The 14,746-nt window shown below is 72.2% G+C and carries 15 protein-coding genes; all 15 read right to left on the bottom strand.

The window, feature by feature from the left end:
• Positions 1 to 8 precede the first annotated feature (8 nt).
• The 15 genes from ACF07V_RS28070 to ACF07V_RS28000 all read right to left on the bottom strand — a co-directional run bounded on the left by ACF07V_RS28070 (position 9) and on the right by ACF07V_RS28000 (position 14,741).
• Complete coding sequence (locus ACF07V_RS28070) at positions 9 to 716, bottom strand: 4'-phosphopantetheinyl transferase family protein (RefSeq protein ID WP_392158267.1); 708 nt, start codon at positions 714 to 716, stop codon at positions 9 to 11.
• The gene (locus tag ACF07V_RS28065; RefSeq protein ID WP_392158266.1) at positions 713 to 1,969 is read right to left on the bottom strand and encodes an MFS transporter; all 1,257 of its coding nucleotides are present in this window, start codon (positions 1,967 to 1,969) and stop codon (positions 713 to 715) included. Before ACF07V_RS28065 ends, ACF07V_RS28070 begins: the two co-directional genes overlap by 4 nt.
• Positions 1,966 to 2,871, bottom strand: a complete 906-nt coding sequence (locus tag ACF07V_RS28060) for an alpha/beta hydrolase (protein ID WP_392158264.1) — start codon at positions 2,869 to 2,871, stop codon at positions 1,966 to 1,968. The genes ACF07V_RS28065 and ACF07V_RS28060 overlap by 4 nt, the downstream gene beginning before the upstream one ends.
• Positions 2,868 to 4,400, bottom strand: coding sequence for an FAD-dependent monooxygenase (locus tag ACF07V_RS28055; RefSeq protein WP_392158262.1), 1,533 nt, complete (start codon positions 4,398 to 4,400; stop codon positions 2,868 to 2,870). The genes ACF07V_RS28060 and ACF07V_RS28055 overlap by 4 nt, the downstream gene beginning before the upstream one ends.
• Positions 4,401 to 4,474: 74 nt before the next feature.
• Entirely contained in the window at positions 4,475 to 5,971 is a 1,497-nt protein-coding gene (locus ACF07V_RS28050; RefSeq protein ID WP_392158261.1) for an FAD-dependent monooxygenase, read from the bottom strand.
• A 2-nt stretch (positions 5,972 to 5,973) separates the two neighbouring features.
• On the bottom strand, positions 5,974 to 6,915 hold the full coding sequence (locus ACF07V_RS28045) for an aromatase/cyclase (protein ID WP_392158259.1): 942 nt from the start codon (positions 6,913 to 6,915) through the stop codon (positions 5,974 to 5,976).
• 35 nt (positions 6,916 to 6,950) lie between these two features.
• Positions 6,951 to 7,754: a 3-oxoacyl-ACP reductase FabG gene (fabG, locus tag ACF07V_RS28040; RefSeq protein WP_392158258.1), complete on the bottom strand. Its 804-nt coding sequence runs from the start codon at positions 7,752 to 7,754 to the stop codon at positions 6,951 to 6,953.
• 34 nt (positions 7,755 to 7,788) lie between these two features.
• Complete coding sequence (locus ACF07V_RS28035) at positions 7,789 to 8,058, bottom strand: acyl carrier protein (RefSeq protein WP_392158256.1); 270 nt, start codon at positions 8,056 to 8,058, stop codon at positions 7,789 to 7,791.
• Between the two features lie 54 nt (positions 8,059 to 8,112).
• Positions 8,113 to 9,357: a ketosynthase chain-length factor gene (locus ACF07V_RS28030; protein WP_392158255.1), complete on the bottom strand. Its 1,245-nt coding sequence runs from the start codon at positions 9,355 to 9,357 to the stop codon at positions 8,113 to 8,115.
• Positions 9,354 to 10,625 carry a beta-ketoacyl-[acyl-carrier-protein] synthase family protein gene (locus ACF07V_RS28025; protein WP_392158253.1) on the bottom strand — a complete coding sequence of 424 codons (1,272 nt, stop codon included), beginning with the start codon at positions 10,623 to 10,625 and terminating at the stop codon, positions 9,354 to 9,356. The genes ACF07V_RS28030 and ACF07V_RS28025 overlap by 4 nt, the downstream gene beginning before the upstream one ends.
• Positions 10,622 to 10,951 carry a TcmI family type II polyketide cyclase gene (locus tag ACF07V_RS28020; protein ID WP_392158251.1) on the bottom strand — a complete coding sequence of 110 codons (330 nt, stop codon included), beginning with the start codon at positions 10,949 to 10,951 and terminating at the stop codon, positions 10,622 to 10,624. Before ACF07V_RS28020 ends, ACF07V_RS28025 begins: the two co-directional genes overlap by 4 nt.
• Positions 10,952 to 10,963: 12 nt before the next feature.
• Positions 10,964 to 12,766, bottom strand: a complete 1,803-nt coding sequence (locus ACF07V_RS28015; RefSeq protein ID WP_392158250.1) for an acetyl/propionyl/methylcrotonyl-CoA carboxylase subunit alpha — start codon at positions 12,764 to 12,766, stop codon at positions 10,964 to 10,966.
• 231 nt (positions 12,767 to 12,997) lie between these two features.
• Positions 12,998 to 13,705, bottom strand: a complete 708-nt coding sequence (locus tag ACF07V_RS28010) for a DUF6230 family protein (protein WP_392158248.1) — start codon at positions 13,703 to 13,705, stop codon at positions 12,998 to 13,000.
• A 26-nt stretch (positions 13,706 to 13,731) separates the two neighbouring features.
• On the bottom strand, positions 13,732 to 14,343 hold the full coding sequence (locus ACF07V_RS28005) for a hypothetical protein (protein WP_392158246.1): 612 nt from the start codon (positions 14,341 to 14,343) through the stop codon (positions 13,732 to 13,734).
• An 8-nt stretch (positions 14,344 to 14,351) separates the two neighbouring features.
• Complete coding sequence (locus ACF07V_RS28000) at positions 14,352 to 14,741, bottom strand: DUF6114 domain-containing protein (protein WP_392158245.1); 390 nt, start codon at positions 14,739 to 14,741, stop codon at positions 14,352 to 14,354.
• Positions 14,742 to 14,746: the final 5 nt, after the last annotated feature.

Genomic DNA, 14,746 nt, shown 5'->3' with positions numbered 1-14,746 from the left:
CTCTCTCTTCAGCTTCGACGGTCCGGTGTCCGCAGGGCGGTGGCCGCCGCGTATCCCGGATGGGTGGGCAGGTCGCGCACGGTCCACCCCCGCGGTCTGCCGGGGGTTCCGCGCTCGCCCAGGTAGTCGGCGGCGGCCGGGCGGGCCAGGCCGGTGCCGAGGCCCTTGAGGAAGGCCTCCTTGCGGGTCCACAACCGGCCGAACGCCACCCGGCGTTCGGCCGCGGGCAGCGCGGACAGTTCCTCGCGCTCCGCCGGATGCAGCGCCGGGAGACACGCCTCGACCCTCTCGGGCGACGGCAGGGCCTGGACGTCGACCCCCACGGGCTGTCCGGCCACACCGATCGCGATCAGGCCGTGGCTGTGCGACAGCGAGAAGTGCAGGGGCACCGGGGCGTCGAGGAGCAGTGGCTTCCCGCGCGGGCCACCGCTTCTGCCCAGGCGGATCCGGCCGGGCGGAATGCCGGTGTAGCGGGCGAGCAGCCGGCGCAGCGCGAGGTGCGCCACCACGTACCGCTGCCGGTCGCGGGGGCGCACGAAGGAACCGGCCCGCTCCGCCTCGGCCTCGTCCAGCTCGGGCGGGAGCCCGATCGGTACCGACTCGTCCGTGGCCGGGAGGCGCAGGATCCACACGTGCAGGCCGGCGTCGGGGACGGCGAGGGACGCTCGCCGCCCGGCACCGGTGAGCGGGCTCGTGGACACGGCGGAGGTGCTCATGGGCGCACCACGGGTTCGTCCGCCGCCGCGGGCTCCTTGGCTCGCAGCTGTCCCGTACGGCGCACGTGCAGCAGCGCGAGGCCTCCCGCCGTCAGCGACACGAGCCCGCCGAGCCACAGTCCCGACCGGGCCCCGAGCCGTTCGGTGACCTGCCCCACGACGAGGGAGCCGATCGGTGTGGAGCCCTGGAGGATCAGGGTGTAGAGCGCCATGACCCGGCCGCGGTAGCGCGGATCGCTGCCGAGCTGGACGCGGTGGTTGGCGGCCTGGACGAAGAAGATCGCCGCGAAGCCGGTCAGGCACAGCAGGGTGACGGCCGCCGTGGTGGTGGGTGCCACGCCCGCGACCGTCTCGAGGATTCCGAAGGCGAGCGCGGACCCGGCCACCAGTGCGGCGGACGGGCGGCCCCTCCGGGCGCTGGTGGCGAAGGCCGCGAGCAGCGACCCCGCGGCGAAGCCCGCCGTCAGGAGGCCGAAGGAGGCCGCGTCGGAGTGGAACACGGTCTTGGCCAGCAGGGGCAGCGTGAGCTGGAAGTTCATCCCGAACAGCCCGACGACCGCGACGAGCGCCAGCACCGGGGCCAGGTCGCCGCGTGCCACCACATGGCGCAGCCCGTCCACGACGCGGGGCCGGGCGTCCCGCTCCGCGCCGCGGTGCATCTCGGAGGGCCGCATCATGCGCAGTCCCGCCACCGTCGCCAGATAGCTGAGGGCGTTGAGGAGCATCACCCAGCCGGTGCCGAAGCCGGTGATGAGCAGCCCGGCGAGCGCCGGGCCGACGACGCGGGCGACGTTGAAGTAGGCGGCGCTGAGCGCCGAGGCGTTGGGCAGCAGGTCACCGCCGACCAGTTCGCTCACGAACGCCATCCGGGTCGGCACCTCGACCGCGTTGACCACGCCGAGGCCGAGCGCGAACAGGCAGATGTGCCACAGGCGCACGGTGTCCGCGAGCACCAGCACGGACAGCAGGAGCGCCAGGGCGCCGGATGCCAGGTTGGCGACGGTCAGCAGCAGCCGCTTGTCGTGGCGGTCCGCGAGCCGGCCGCCCTGCAGCGTCAGCAGCAGCGGTGCGAACTGCAGGGCGGTGACCGTGCCCAGGGTCGTCGCGGAGTTGTCCGTGAGGCTCAGGACCAGCCAGTCCTGGGCCACGACCATCATCCAGGTGCCCGTGGCGGACAGCACCTGTCCGGCCGCGAAGAGCCGGAAGTTGCGTACGGACAGGGAGGGGAAGGGACGCCTGAGTGAGCTGCTCATGAGTGCGGGGTCCCACCTCGCGTCCGGTCCGGGATGCAGTCCTCCAGGAACGCCAGGGTCCGCAGATGGTACGAGCGGGCCGCCCAGCCCAGGCTGATGTTGTGGCCCGCGGCGGGCTGCCGGTCCACCACCACACGGGGGGCGGCGGTCAGCCGGGCCGTGAGGTCCGCCAGGTCCTGCTCGCCGTGCCGCCACCATGCCTCGTGCTCGGCGAAGGTCAGCCGCACCGGGACGCGGATGCGCGGGGCCAGCGCGGTGAACAGGCCGGGCCAGTGGGGCAGTTCGCCCTCCTCGCGCTTCGGCATGGGGGCCACGACGTCGGCGCTGGCGCGGAAGGTGTCGGGTGGATAGAGCGACAACGGGCCCCAGTGGAACCTCCGTCGGGGCCCCGCACCGGCGGGCTCGGCGAGGTCCACGGCGTAGCGGTGTCCGAGACCGGAGATGTCCAGGCCCAGGAGGGTGGGCGTGTCGGGGTCGGCCGCGAGGGACAGCGCCAGTTTGCCACCGAACGAGTGGGCGAGCAGGAGCGTGCCGGCCCCGGTCGCGTACCGCGAGGTGAAGTCGGCGAGCGCCGCGCGCACCGCGGCGGACTGTTCGCTCAGGGTCTGTCCGTCGGGCAGTCGCGTCGCCGAGCGCCCGTAGCCGGGGCGGTCGAGGGCGAGCACCGTGTAGCCGAGGCTCGCGCCCAGCGCCAGGAGGGACTGCTCGGGGTGTGCCTGTCCGTCGAAGTAGCCCGCACTCATGCCGCCGCCGTGGAGGGCGACGACGGCCGCGCGCGGCACGGCGCCCTCCGGCTCGCTCAGCAGGGCGGACAGCGGAATGCCGGCCGCGTCCAGGGTGATCCGGCGTACGCCGCGGGAGACGGGCGGCGCCAGGGTCGGTGTGCTCCGCGCGGCACTCATGAGGCGGGTTCCCCGAACCACCGTCGCACCGCCCGGGACAGTCCGCCGAGGTCGTCCGCGTCGCCCGCCCACGCGACGTACCCGTCGGGCCGCACCAGGACCGCGGACGCCCCGGAGAGCGGGTCCTCGCCGTCCACAGGCTTCGGTACCGCGGTCGTGACGCGCACCCGCCCCAGATGGCGGACCGCCACCCGGCGTACGTCGGGGTCGTCGGCGAGGTCGAGCAGCACGCCGCGGGCCGGGTGCAGCAACTCGGTGGTGCTGGTCTCCCCCGCCGCGCCGATCAGCCGGCGGTGCCCGACCCGGCGGCCGGTGAGCGGGTGGGCGCCGGACGGGGCGTCGGCGATGTCGTAGCGGATGTCGAGGCCGCTGACCACTCCGGCCAGATGCCGTTTGACGTCGTCGTACTCGATGAGTTCCGCGAACAGTTCGCGCAGCGGGTCGGACTCCTCCCCGCCGAGGAACACCGTGCCCTGCGCGCGGGTGTTCATCAGCAGCCGGGCGCCCACCGGGTGCCGCTCGGCGTGGTAGCTGTCCAGCAGGCCCTCGGGCGCCCCGCCCCGCACCTCGTCCGCCAGCTTCCAGCCGAGGTTCGCGGCGTCCTGCACGCCGGTGCTCAGCCCCTGCCCGCCGGCCGGGAGATGGATGTGCGCCGCGTCTCCGACGAGCAGGACTCTGCCACGCCGGTACTCCGAGGCCTGCCGGGTCGCGTCGGTGAAGGAGCTCACCCACTGCGCCTCGCCGGCGTGGATGTCCTCACCGGTGATGTGCTGCCAGGCGTCCGCGACCTCGGCGAAGGTCAGCGCCTGGTCGCGGTCGCGCGCCGGGACACCGTCCGGGCAGACGATGATGCGGTCCACGCCGTCGCCCAGGGGGGCCGCCATCACCATGCCGTGCGGCTGCCGTTCGCCCAGGAACCGCGGGCGCAGATCGCAGCCGACCACGTCGGCGAGGAACATCGCCCGGGTCGCCGCGGTGCCCGGGAAGTCGAACCCGGCCGCCCTGCGTACGGCGCTCTGCCCGCCGTCGCAGCCCACCAGGTAGGCGGCGCGGAGCTGTCGGACACCGTCCGGGGTGCGTACGGTGATCTCGACCCCGTCCGCGTCCGCGTCCAGGAACCCCTCGGCCAGCGCGACGAACTCCCAGCCCCGCCGGATGTCCGCACCCAGCTCCGCGGCCCACTCCTCCAGGACCGCCTCCGTCTGCGACTGCGGTATGCCGCGGGCCCCGAAGTGGGCGCCCTCCAGCACGGTGTAGTCGAACTGCACCCCGCCGAAGTGGCCCATCGGGCTGGTCGTCAGCCCGCCGAAGCGCGGGAGGAGCCCGCGCTGGTCGAAGACCTCCATGGCGCGCGCGGTGAAGCCCAGGCCGCGGGACTGCCCGGTGGGGCCTTCCAGCCGCTCCGTCACGATGACGCGCGCCCCGCCGAGCCGCAGTTCCCCGGCGAGCATCAGACCGGCCGGTCCGGCGCCGACGACGATCACGTCGGCGTCCAGGGTGCCTGCGCCGTCGGGCGAGTTGAGGGGCATGGCTGCCTTCCCTTCGATTCGTTGCGGTGGAGTGAAAGGGCAGGGCATGCCCTGGAGGGTCGGGTGCGGAGGGCTCAGAGCGGTGGGCCGAACCAGCGCTCCAGCGCCTCCGGCAGGCCGTCGCTCCCCGGTCCCGCCCACGCGACATGACCGTCCGGCCGTACGAGGACGCCGTCGAGGCCTTCCGGGGCGCTGCCCGGTGCCGCGGGGACCCCGGGGGCCGCGGGGGCCGCCACCGCGCTGACCCGGTCCGCCCACCCGTCGCCGACCCGCGGCACGGTGTCCGTGCCCCGGCGCGGGTCGATCAGCACACCACGGCCGGCGCGCAGTGCCCGCGCGAGGGGGTTCGGGACGTCACCGGACGCCAGGAGGGTGTGCGGCAGCCGGGCTCCCAGCAGGGGGTGCGGGGGGCCGTCGACGGCGTAGCGGACGTCGAGGCCGCTGATCATCGCGGCGAGGTGTGCGCGCACCGCCTCGCTCGCCATGAGTTCCGCCAGCACGGCGCGTGTGGGTTCCACTTCGGCGCCGCCGAGCAGCAGCGACGCCTGCGCCGTGATGTTGGCCAGAACACGCCGGCCCACGGTGTGCCGTTCCTGGTGATAGGTGTCGAGGAGGGCGGCAGGGGCGGCCCCGCGCAGGTGCAGTGCGAGCTTCCAGCCCAGGTTGAAGGCGTCCTGGAGTCCGAGGTTGAGGGCCTGGCCGCCGATGGGCATCTGCCGGTGGGCCGCGTCACCGGCGTACAGGACGCGGCCGTCCCGGTAGCGGACCAACTGACGGTCGGCGTCGCCGAAGGAGTTCACCCACAGCGGGGTGCCGGCGCCGATGTCCTCGCCGGTCACCCGCTTCCAGACGTCGGCGATCTCGGCGAACTCCGGTGCTCCGGTGCGCGCCGCGGCCGTGCTGCCGAACTCGTGCACCATCACCCGGGTCACACCGTCGTCCCTGCGCGCCGCGATGGCCAGGCCCCCGGCCAGGCGCTCGAAGCGCCGGTTCGGGATCTCGATGCCGTCGACGTCGGCGCGCAGCAGTTCACGGCCGGCGTCCTGGCCCGGGAAGGCGGCGCCGGTGAGGCGGCGCACCGCACTGTCCTCGCCGTCGCAGGCGACGAGATACCGGGCGCGCAGCAGCAGGGGGCCGTCGGGGCCGACGGCCTCGGCCTCGACGTACTCCCCGTCCGCCGCCGGCACGGACACCCCGCGCAGTTCATGGCCGCGCCGGATGTCCGCACCGAGCGAGAGCGCCCACTCCTGCAGCGCCTCCTCGGTCCGGAACTGCGGCACCTTCCACTGGCCGGGGTAGGGGCTGGGCAGGGTGAGGTCGAGCGGAATGCCGCCGAAGTGCCCGCGCGGCTCGTTCGGCGGGGTGCCGAAGGCCGGGAGCAGTCCACGGCTGTCGAGGATCTCCATGGTGCGGGCGTGCAGGGTGGAGGCCCTCGACTCCGTGGTGGGTGCGTCGCGTTGTTCCAGGACGACCACGTCGGCGCCGCCGAGCCGCAGCTCACCGGCGAGCATGAGCCCGACGGGTCCGGCGCCGACGACGACGGCCTGGGTGTCCAGGCGGTTGCGGGGCACGGTCAGCCGCTCTGCTCGGCGTAGCTCTTGGCGTGGCCGAGGGTGGCCAGGCTGTTGGTGCTCAGCGCACCGTGCACGTACGCGCGGGCGTCGGCGACGGTCGCCTCCGGGCCGAGGATCGCCGCGATGTTGGCGGTGTTGAGGGTGACGGTGTGCTGGGAGGCGGCGAGCGTGCCCTCGGGGGTCTCCTCGAAGGTCCACAGACCTGTGTGCAGGGTCATCAGCGCGGGCAGCGTGACCTGCTTGTAGGCGATCCTGTGGTGCGGGAACGTCACCCGGTACGACTTGGTGGTGTGCACGCTGCCGTCCTTGGCCCGCGTGTCCATCTCGAGCGTCTGCAGTCCCGGGGAGTCCTCGGTGAGCCGGACGGTCGCCACGTGCGGCAGCCGCTCGGCCCACAGGTCCGCCTCGTCGATGAACTCGTACGCCTGCTTCGCGCTGCCCTGGATGAGCACGCTGTCGGTGAAGGAGAACGTCACGTCCTCGGCGGCATGGGCGAGTTCGAGGTTCTCCTTGAGCGCCGACAGCTCGGAGCGGCTGTTGCGGTCGACGGCCTCGTCGATCCAGCGCAGCCCGTCCGGGTCGTCGTCGATCGCGCGGTAGTCGTGCAGCAGCCGGATCCTCGATTCCGTTCCGCCCAGCGGCTCGATGATCCAGGTGCCGCCCATCGCGGCGACCGGCGGCGTCGTGATCTCCTGCCGGAACGTGATGCGCAGGGCGTCCGGGTCCAGGGTGCGGCGCGACGTCCAGTTCTTGGCCTCGCCGCCCGCCGTCGCCCAGATGCGGATCAGTTCCTCGGTGCCGGTCCCGTTCGTCTCCACCTGGTCGACGTGGATCGTGGGAGGGAAGATGCGCGGCCAGTTGGTCACCTCGGCCAGCAGCCGGTAGGCGGCGGCGGCCGGGGCGTTGACGGTGATCTCGTGCTCGACCTCGCGAGTCGTCATGAGCACCTCTCCTTGGTCGGTGTCGCGGCGGTGGGTCAGAAGTTGCCGAGTCCGCCGCAGACGTTGAGCGCCTGCGCGGTGATGGAGGCGGCGGTGTCGGAGGCCAGGTAGCCGACGAGTCCGGCGACTTCCTCGGGGGTGGAGTACCGGCCGAGAGGGATCTTCGACTGGAACTTCGCCAGGATCGCGTCCTCGTCGGTGTCGTACGCGGCGGCGTATCCCTGCCGCACCCGCTGCGCCATGGGCGTCTCGACGTATCCGGGGCAGACGGCGTTGACCGTGATGCCGGTGGGCGCCAGTTCGTTGCCCAGGGCCTTGGTGAAGCCGACCACGCCGTGCTTGGAGGCGGAGTAGGGGGCGCCGAGCACGACACCCTGCTTGCCGGCGGTGGACGCGATGTTGATGATCCGGCCGCGGTCCTTGTGCCGCATCCCGCCGGTGTTCAGCACCTCCCTGGTCAGCCGGAAGACGCTGTTGAGGTTGGTGTCGATCACGTCGAGCCACAGGTCGTCCGCGATGTCCGCGGTCACCCCGCCGCCGGACCGGCCCGCGTTGTTGACCAGGACGTCGATCGGGCCGAACCGGTCGACGGCGGCCTGGACGAACGCCGTCACCGCCGCGGCATCGCGGACGTCGACGACGGAACCGTCGACGTCGAGGCCCTCCTCCCGCAGCTCCTTGACCGTCGCCGTGACGTTCTCGGTGCTGCGCGCGCCGATGAACACGCGGTGTCCCTGCGCGGCCAGCAGTCTGGCCGTGGCGAGGCCGATGCCGCTGGTGGCTCCGGTGATCAGCGCGACTCGTGCGGTGCTCTGTGCGTTCTGCGTGTCCCGCGTCATGTCCGTTCCCTTCCTTCCGGGTTGTTCGGGCGGTTCAGGCGGCGCGGGAGGCCGCGAACTGCGCGTTGACGGCGTCGATGAGGGCGCGCGGGGTGACGGCGTCGGTCAGCGCGTCGTCGTCCAGCGTGATGCCGTACTCGCGCTCGATACGCCCGCCCGTCTCCAGGAGCGCCAGCGACTCGTACCCGAGGAGCTCGAACTCGGTGTCCAGGATGTCGCCGTTCAGGTCGACCCCCTCGTCCGCGCCGGCGGCCTCCAGGAGGATCCGCTTCAGGTCGTCGAGGGTGAAGGGTTCAGTGGCCATGGTGGTTCCCTTTCAACGGTGTGACGTGGGGGTTTGTCGCTCGAAAACGTGGATCTAGATGCCGCGGACCTGCTCATCGGCGGCGCGGACGGCCATCGCGGAGTTGAACCCGCCATGGCCCCTGGCCAGCACCAGCGCGGCGCGGATCCGGGCGGGACGCGGCTGGGAGACGACCAGGTCCAGGTCGTACTCCGGGGACGGATCGATGTGCGTGGTGGGCGGGATGACGCCGTCCTCCATGGCCAGGAACGCGGCGGCCAGGTCGAGCGGCGCGGCGCCCGAGTAGAGGCGTCCGGTCATGGTCTTGGGGGCGGTGACGGGGACGCCCCGGGGCCCGAAGACGGCGGTGATGGCCTCGGCCTCCACCCGGTCGAGCTCGGGGTCGGCCGCCGCGTCGGCGAAGACCACGTCCACCTCGTCCGGCGCGAGGCCGGCGTCGGCGAGGGCCAGTTCGATGGCCTTGCGCAGGCCGGGCTCACGGCCGGTCCCCGGCCTGGGGTCGATGGTGGAGCCGTATCCGGCGATCTCGCCGTAGACCCGCGCGCCCCGCGCGCGTGCCGCGTCGGCGTCCTCCAGGATCAGGATCGCGCCGCCCTCGCCCGGCACGTATCCGCCGGCGTCACGGTCGAAGGGCACGTACGCCCGGGTCGGTTCGTCGCTGGTGCTCAGCCGGCCGCTCGCGAGCTGGGCGACCCAGCCCCAGGGACAGATGGAGGCGTCCACGGCGCCGGACACGACCAGGCTGGTGCCCTTGCGGATCTGCCGCCGGGCCTGCGCCACCGCGTCGATGCCCCCCGCCTGGTCGCTGACCACGACACCGCTGGGACCCTTCATGCCGTTGCGGATGGAGATCTGGCCGCTGTTGACGGCGTAGAACCAGGCGAAGGACTGGTACGCGGAGACGTGCTGGCTGCCCTGGCTCCACAGCTTCTGCAGCTCGCCCTGGCCGAACTCGAAGCCACCGGACGAGCTGGCGGTGATCACGCCCATGTCGAAGTCCGGGAGTTCTTCCGGGGTCACGCCGGCGTCGGCGAGGGCCCAGTCGGCGGCGGCCAGCGCGATCCGCGTCATGCGGTCGGTCTGCGGGATGAGGCGGCTCGGCAGGTGATCCGCAGCCTCGAAGCCGGATATCTCTCCGGCGAGCCGGGCCGGGTAGCCGGAGGGGTCGAAGTGGGTGATGCGGCCGATGCCGCTCTGGCCGCTGCGGGTGGCCGCCCAGTAGTCCTGGGTGCCGAGGCCGTTCGGGGAGGCGATGCCGAGGCCGGTCACCACCACCGAGGCGGGCGCGGTCACGGTCATGCGAGGCTCCTGTCAGGACGTGCGAGCACCATGGCGCTCTGGAATCCGCCGAATCCGCTGCCGACGGTGAGGACCGCGTCGGTCAGCTGCTCGCGCGCGACGAGCGGCACGTAGTCGAGGTCGCACTCCGGGTCCGGGGTGTGCAGGTTGGCGGTGGGGGGCACCACGTTGTGTTCCATCGCCAGGGCCGAGGCGGCGATCTCGATGGAGCCGATCGCGCCCAGCGAGTGCCCGACCATCGACTTGATGGAGCTGACCGGGGTGCGGTAGGCGTGATCGCCCAGGCTCCTCTTGAAGGCGGCCGTCTCGTGACGGTCGTTCTGCTTGGTGCCGGAGCCGTGCGCGTTGATGTAGTCGATCGTCTCCACGTTCAGCCGCGCCTCGTCGAGTGCGACCCGGATCGCCTCCGCCATCTCCGCGCCGTCCGGGCGCAGGCCCGTCATGTGGTACGCGTTGCTGCGCGTCGCGTAGCCGGCGATCTCGGCGTAGATGTGCGCGCCGCGCTTCTTCGCGCTCTCCAGCTCCTCGAGGACGAAGACGGCGGCGCCCTCTCCCAGGACGAACCCGTTCCGGGTGCCGTCGAAGGGACGGGACGCGTGCTCCGGGTCGTCGTTGCGCGGGGTGGTGGCCTTGATCGCGTCGAAGCACGCCATGGTGATCGGGGAGATCGGGGCGTCGGAGGAGCCGGCGACCATGACGTCGGCCGATCCCTCGCGAATCAGCTCGACGGCGTAGCCCACCGAGTCGATGCCGGAGGTGCAGCCCGTGGACACCACGGTGCTGGGCCCTTCGGCGCCGACGGCCCAGGCGACCTCGGCCGCGAAGGAGCTGGGGACCATGTGGTTGTACAGGTGCGGGGCCGCGTACGCGTGGTCGACGAGATCGAGCCGGCCGCCGTCGCTGACCACCCGGTACTCCTCGTCGAGCCCCATGGTGGCGCCCACCGCGCTGCCGACGGTGATGCCGATCCGGTACGGGTCCAGGCTGCCCAGCTCGATGCCGCTGTCGGAGACCGCACCGCGCGCCGCGACCACGGCGAACTGCGCGGCCCGGTCGAGGCGGCGGACCTCCTGCGGGCTGAGCCCGTGCTCGTACGGATCGAAGTCGATCTCCGCGGCGACCCGGGAGCGGAACGGCGCCGGGTCGAAGAAGGTGATGCCGCGCGTCGCCGTGCGGCCCTCGCTCAACAGGTTCCAGAAGTTCTTGGCTCCGATGCCTCCGGGGGCCAGCACCTCGATACCCGTGACGACTACGCGTCGCCCGGTCACGCCGACACCTCCCAGTGGTAGAAGCGCTGGGCCATGGCGTCGGCGGGCGAGCGCCAGGTCGCCGGGTCGTACGCCTCGATGAAGGGCTTCAGGTCATTGCTGATGCCGATGAAGCGCGGGTCGGTCTTGGCCTGTTCGATCAGCCGGCCGCCGTTGTCCTCGTCGAAGTCCTGGAGGTGGAAGTACAGGCCCCGGTACGAGAACAGCTGGCGGCGCCGCGTGCCCATGAGGTGGGGCATCTCGGTCTCGTCGAACGCGGCGAACAGTTCGGCCACGTCGGTCGCCGCGCCGGGCTGAATCCGGGCAACGATGAGTGTGCTGTGCATGGAGTTCACTCCTCAACTGGTCGTGCTGGCATGACTGTGGGCCTTGATCTCGCAGATGACCTGGCCCGAGGTGATCGACGCACCGACCTGTGCGGAGAGACCGTCGACCGTGCCGGAGCGGTGGGCGGTGAGGGGCTGTTCCATCTTCATCGCCTCCAGGACGACGATGAGCTCGCCCTCGGCCACCTCCTGGCCGTCCTCGACGCCGACCTTGACGATCGTGCCCTGCATCGGCGAGACGAGATGGGCGCCGGAGGCGGCGGGTCCCGACGTCCTGACCGGGCGCCGCCCGGGCCTGGCCCCGCCGGCCGCACCGCCGCGGGTCGCTGTCGTGCCCAGCGACGACGGGGAGGGGACGGAGACCTCCAGACGCCTGCCGCCGACCTCGATGACCAGGGTCTCGCGGCCGGACTCCTCGTCGGACCCGGCCTCGCCGGGCGCCGCGAAGGCGGGGATGTCGTTGGTGAACCCGGTCTCGATCCAGCGGGTGTGGACCGTGAACGGGCCTTCCGAGCCGTGCAGTTCGGGGGCGAACGCGGGGTCGGTGACCACTTTTCGGTGGAACGGGAGGGCGGTGGCCATCCCCTCCACGGTGAACTCGTCCAGGGCCCGGGCGGCCCGCTGCAGGGCCTGTTCCCGGGTGGCTCCGCTGATGACGAGCTTGGCGAGCAGGGAGTCCCAGGCCGGACCGACGACCGATCCGGACTCGACACCCGCGTCCAGCCGCACGCCGGGTCCCGACGGCGGGTTGAAGACGGTGACGGTGCCGGGGGCGGGGAGGAAGCCCCGCCCGGGGTCCTCGCCGTTGACGCGGAACTCGAACGCGTGGCCGTGGCTCGGCGGGTCGTCGTAGCCCAGCGCCTCACCGTCCGCGATGCGGAACATCTCGCGGACCAGGTCGATACCGGTGATCTCCTCGGTGACCGGGTGCTCGACCTGCAGGCGGGTGTTGACCTCCAGGAAGGAGATCGTGCCGTCCACGCCGACCAGGAACTCCACGGTGCCGGCGCCCACATACCCGGCCTCGCGAAGGATGGCCTTGGAGGCCGCGTACAGCTCGGCGTTCTGCTCCCGCGAGAGGAACGGCGCGGGCGCCTCCTCCACCAGCTTCTGGTGGCGGCGCTGCAGCGAGCAGTCACGCGTCGAGACCACGACGACGTTGCCGTGCCGGTCGGCCAGGCACTGGGTCTCCACATGCCGCGGCCGGTCGAGGTACCGCTCCACGAAGCACTCGCCTCGACCGAACGCGGCGACGGCCTCGCGCACCGCCGACTCGTACAGCTCCGGCACTTCCTCCAGGGTGCGGGCGACCTTCAGGCCACGCCCGCCGCCGCCGAACGCGGCCTTGATCGCGACCGGCAGCCCGTGCTCCTCGGCGAAGGCGACGACCTCCGCGGCTCCGGACACGGGGTCGGGGGTGCCGGCGACCAGGGGCGCACCGGCGCGCAGGGCGATATGACGGGCCGACACCTTGTCGCCGAGGTCACGAATGGCCTGCGGTGGCGGCCCGATCCAGATCAGACCGGCGTCCAGGACCGCCTGGGCGAATTCGGCATTCTCCGAAAGGAATCCATAGCCGGGATGCACCGCGTCCGCGCCGGAATCGGCGGCCGCCTTCAGCACCTTCGCGGTGTCGAGATAGCTGGTCGCGGGCGTGTCACCACCGAGGGCGAACGCCTCGTCCGCCGCCCGCACATGCAGGGCGTCCCGGTCCGGATCCGCGTACACGGCCACACTCGCGATCCCCGAATCCCTGCAGGCCCGGGCCACGCGGACAGCGATCTCGCCGCGGTTGGCGATCAGCACCTTTCGCACGATGGAATCTCCTGCCTCAGAAATCACTTGAACTCGAACTGGCCGCTCGTGAGCCGGTCATGAATTCAAGGTTGTCCCGTTCCGGGTGACCCCGGCAACGGCTTCTGGTGCAGGAAAGTGGCCACTTCCCTCAGTTTTCACGGCTGCTCCTGCAGCCGGATTCAGGAACTGGAAGCGGACGTCAAGAAGTTGCCGACCGACGTCAGAAATCCGTCAGACGACCGTCAGGGGTCACGGCGTGCCGGGGGTCCCCGTGGGGGCCGCCGGGGCGGGGCAGGCGACCGTGCCCGGCCGTACGGAGAGGGAGAGCCTGGGAGTCGTCAGGAGGCCCGGGATCTGGAAGTCCTGGGCGGTGCCGGTGATCCGGTCGAACTTGGCGTAGCGCGCCTGGATGCCGAAGCGGTGCTGCGGGCTGTCGAGCGGGTTCACGACGTACGCGCCGGTGGCGTCCTTCACGGTCTTCACGTCGGCGCCGTTCGTGTTGAGGTCGACGATGCCGTCCATGTCGAGGACCCCGGTGGCGCTGCGCAGGTCGAGGACGGTGTTCCGCGTCCTGATCTCCCAGGAGCCGGGGTTGTCGTCGCCGAGGGTGAGCAGCAGGGTGTACGTGGCTCCCGCGATCTGCTGCCTCTGGCTCAGGCAGAGGCCGTTGATGACGCCGTCCGCGAAGCCCATGCGCAGTACGCGTTCGGTTCCGGTGGTGCCGTCGGGCCGTACGACGCTCTGGTCGACGACGGCGGCGCCGTACTGCGTCCCGTACAGGCTGCTGGTGGTGAAGTCGACGGGCCGGTCCTGGATGCGGAGGCCGACGGCGAGCGCCCCGGTCGCCATGGCGGAGCCGAGGCCGCCGGCGGCGAGGAGCGCGGGCACGGCGACGGCGAGGGACCGGCGCCAGTGGGTGCGTCCTTCCCCACGGGTGCTCACGTCACGGGTGCTCATGTCAGGGACGCTCGTGTCGGACGGGCTCATGGTGTGGTCACCGTGATGGTTCCGGGGAGGTGGACGGGGTTGTCGGTGGAGTCGAGGGCCGCGTGGTCGTCGACCGTGCGGATGGCGTAGATGTCGCCGGTGAAGTCCTCGGCTCCGGCGGTGAGCGGGATGAGGGAGCCGAAGAAGTCGAGCAGCCCCTGCACGCCGCAGATCTTGACGAGGACGCGGACGCAGACGTTGGTGATGTTCCCCCACATCGTCGTCGTCTCGGCCTTCCCCGCGCTGTCGTAGCCGCCGAGCGAGCCCTCCCCGGGCACGTCGATGGTGACGGTGTGTCCGGCCGCCCGCTGGACGACGTTCATGTGCGAGCGGATCTTGAGCTTGGTGAAGGTGTACTGGGTGGTGGTGCGCGTCGAGCCGTCGGAGAGCCGGATGGTGACGTTCTTGTCGACGGTCATCGAGACCGCGACCATGCTGTCGATGGTGACGTGCAGCGGGTCCGGGGAGGGCAGGAAGGGCACGCCGAGGGGCTCGACGGCGGCCGCCTCACCGGAGGCGCTGCTGGGCTGCCCGGACCAGACCGCCGTGACGACCGCGAGGAGCAGGACGGCCGCGACGGCGAGGGCCCGGTGGCGCGCCCCGCTCACCCGGGCCGTCATCCTTCCACCGCCCGGCCGCGCGGGCGTTTGACGCCCCAGCCGACCATCATGGAGCCGCCGAGCACGCCGAGCGTCATGCCGAGCAGGAAGCCGCCCAGGTTGGAGACGACCAGCGAGACCACGGCGAGGACCGCGCCGATCAGCCCGAAGGTGTACCGCTGGGCGGGCAGCGCGAGCGGGACGAGCCCGCAGAGGATCATCCCGCCGCCGACGAGATAGCCCGCCACTCCCCCGAAGCCGGTGCTCACGATCAGCTGCAGGGAGCTGAGGGAGAACTTGAGCACGGTCCAGCCGCCGGCCACCAGCCACACCCCGCCCCAGAACGGCCGGGTGCGGCGGAACGCGCGGAACCAGACGTACGCGGTCCGAAGGGGTGCCCCACTCACGCGGC

It is taken from the genome of Streptomyces sp. NPDC015661, from assembly GCF_043077765.1.
Classification (GTDB): domain Bacteria; phylum Actinomycetota; class Actinomycetes; order Streptomycetales; family Streptomycetaceae; genus Streptomyces.
Note: the sequence above shows the minus strand (reverse complement) of the source record. Positions and strands in the feature narration are given on the sequence as shown.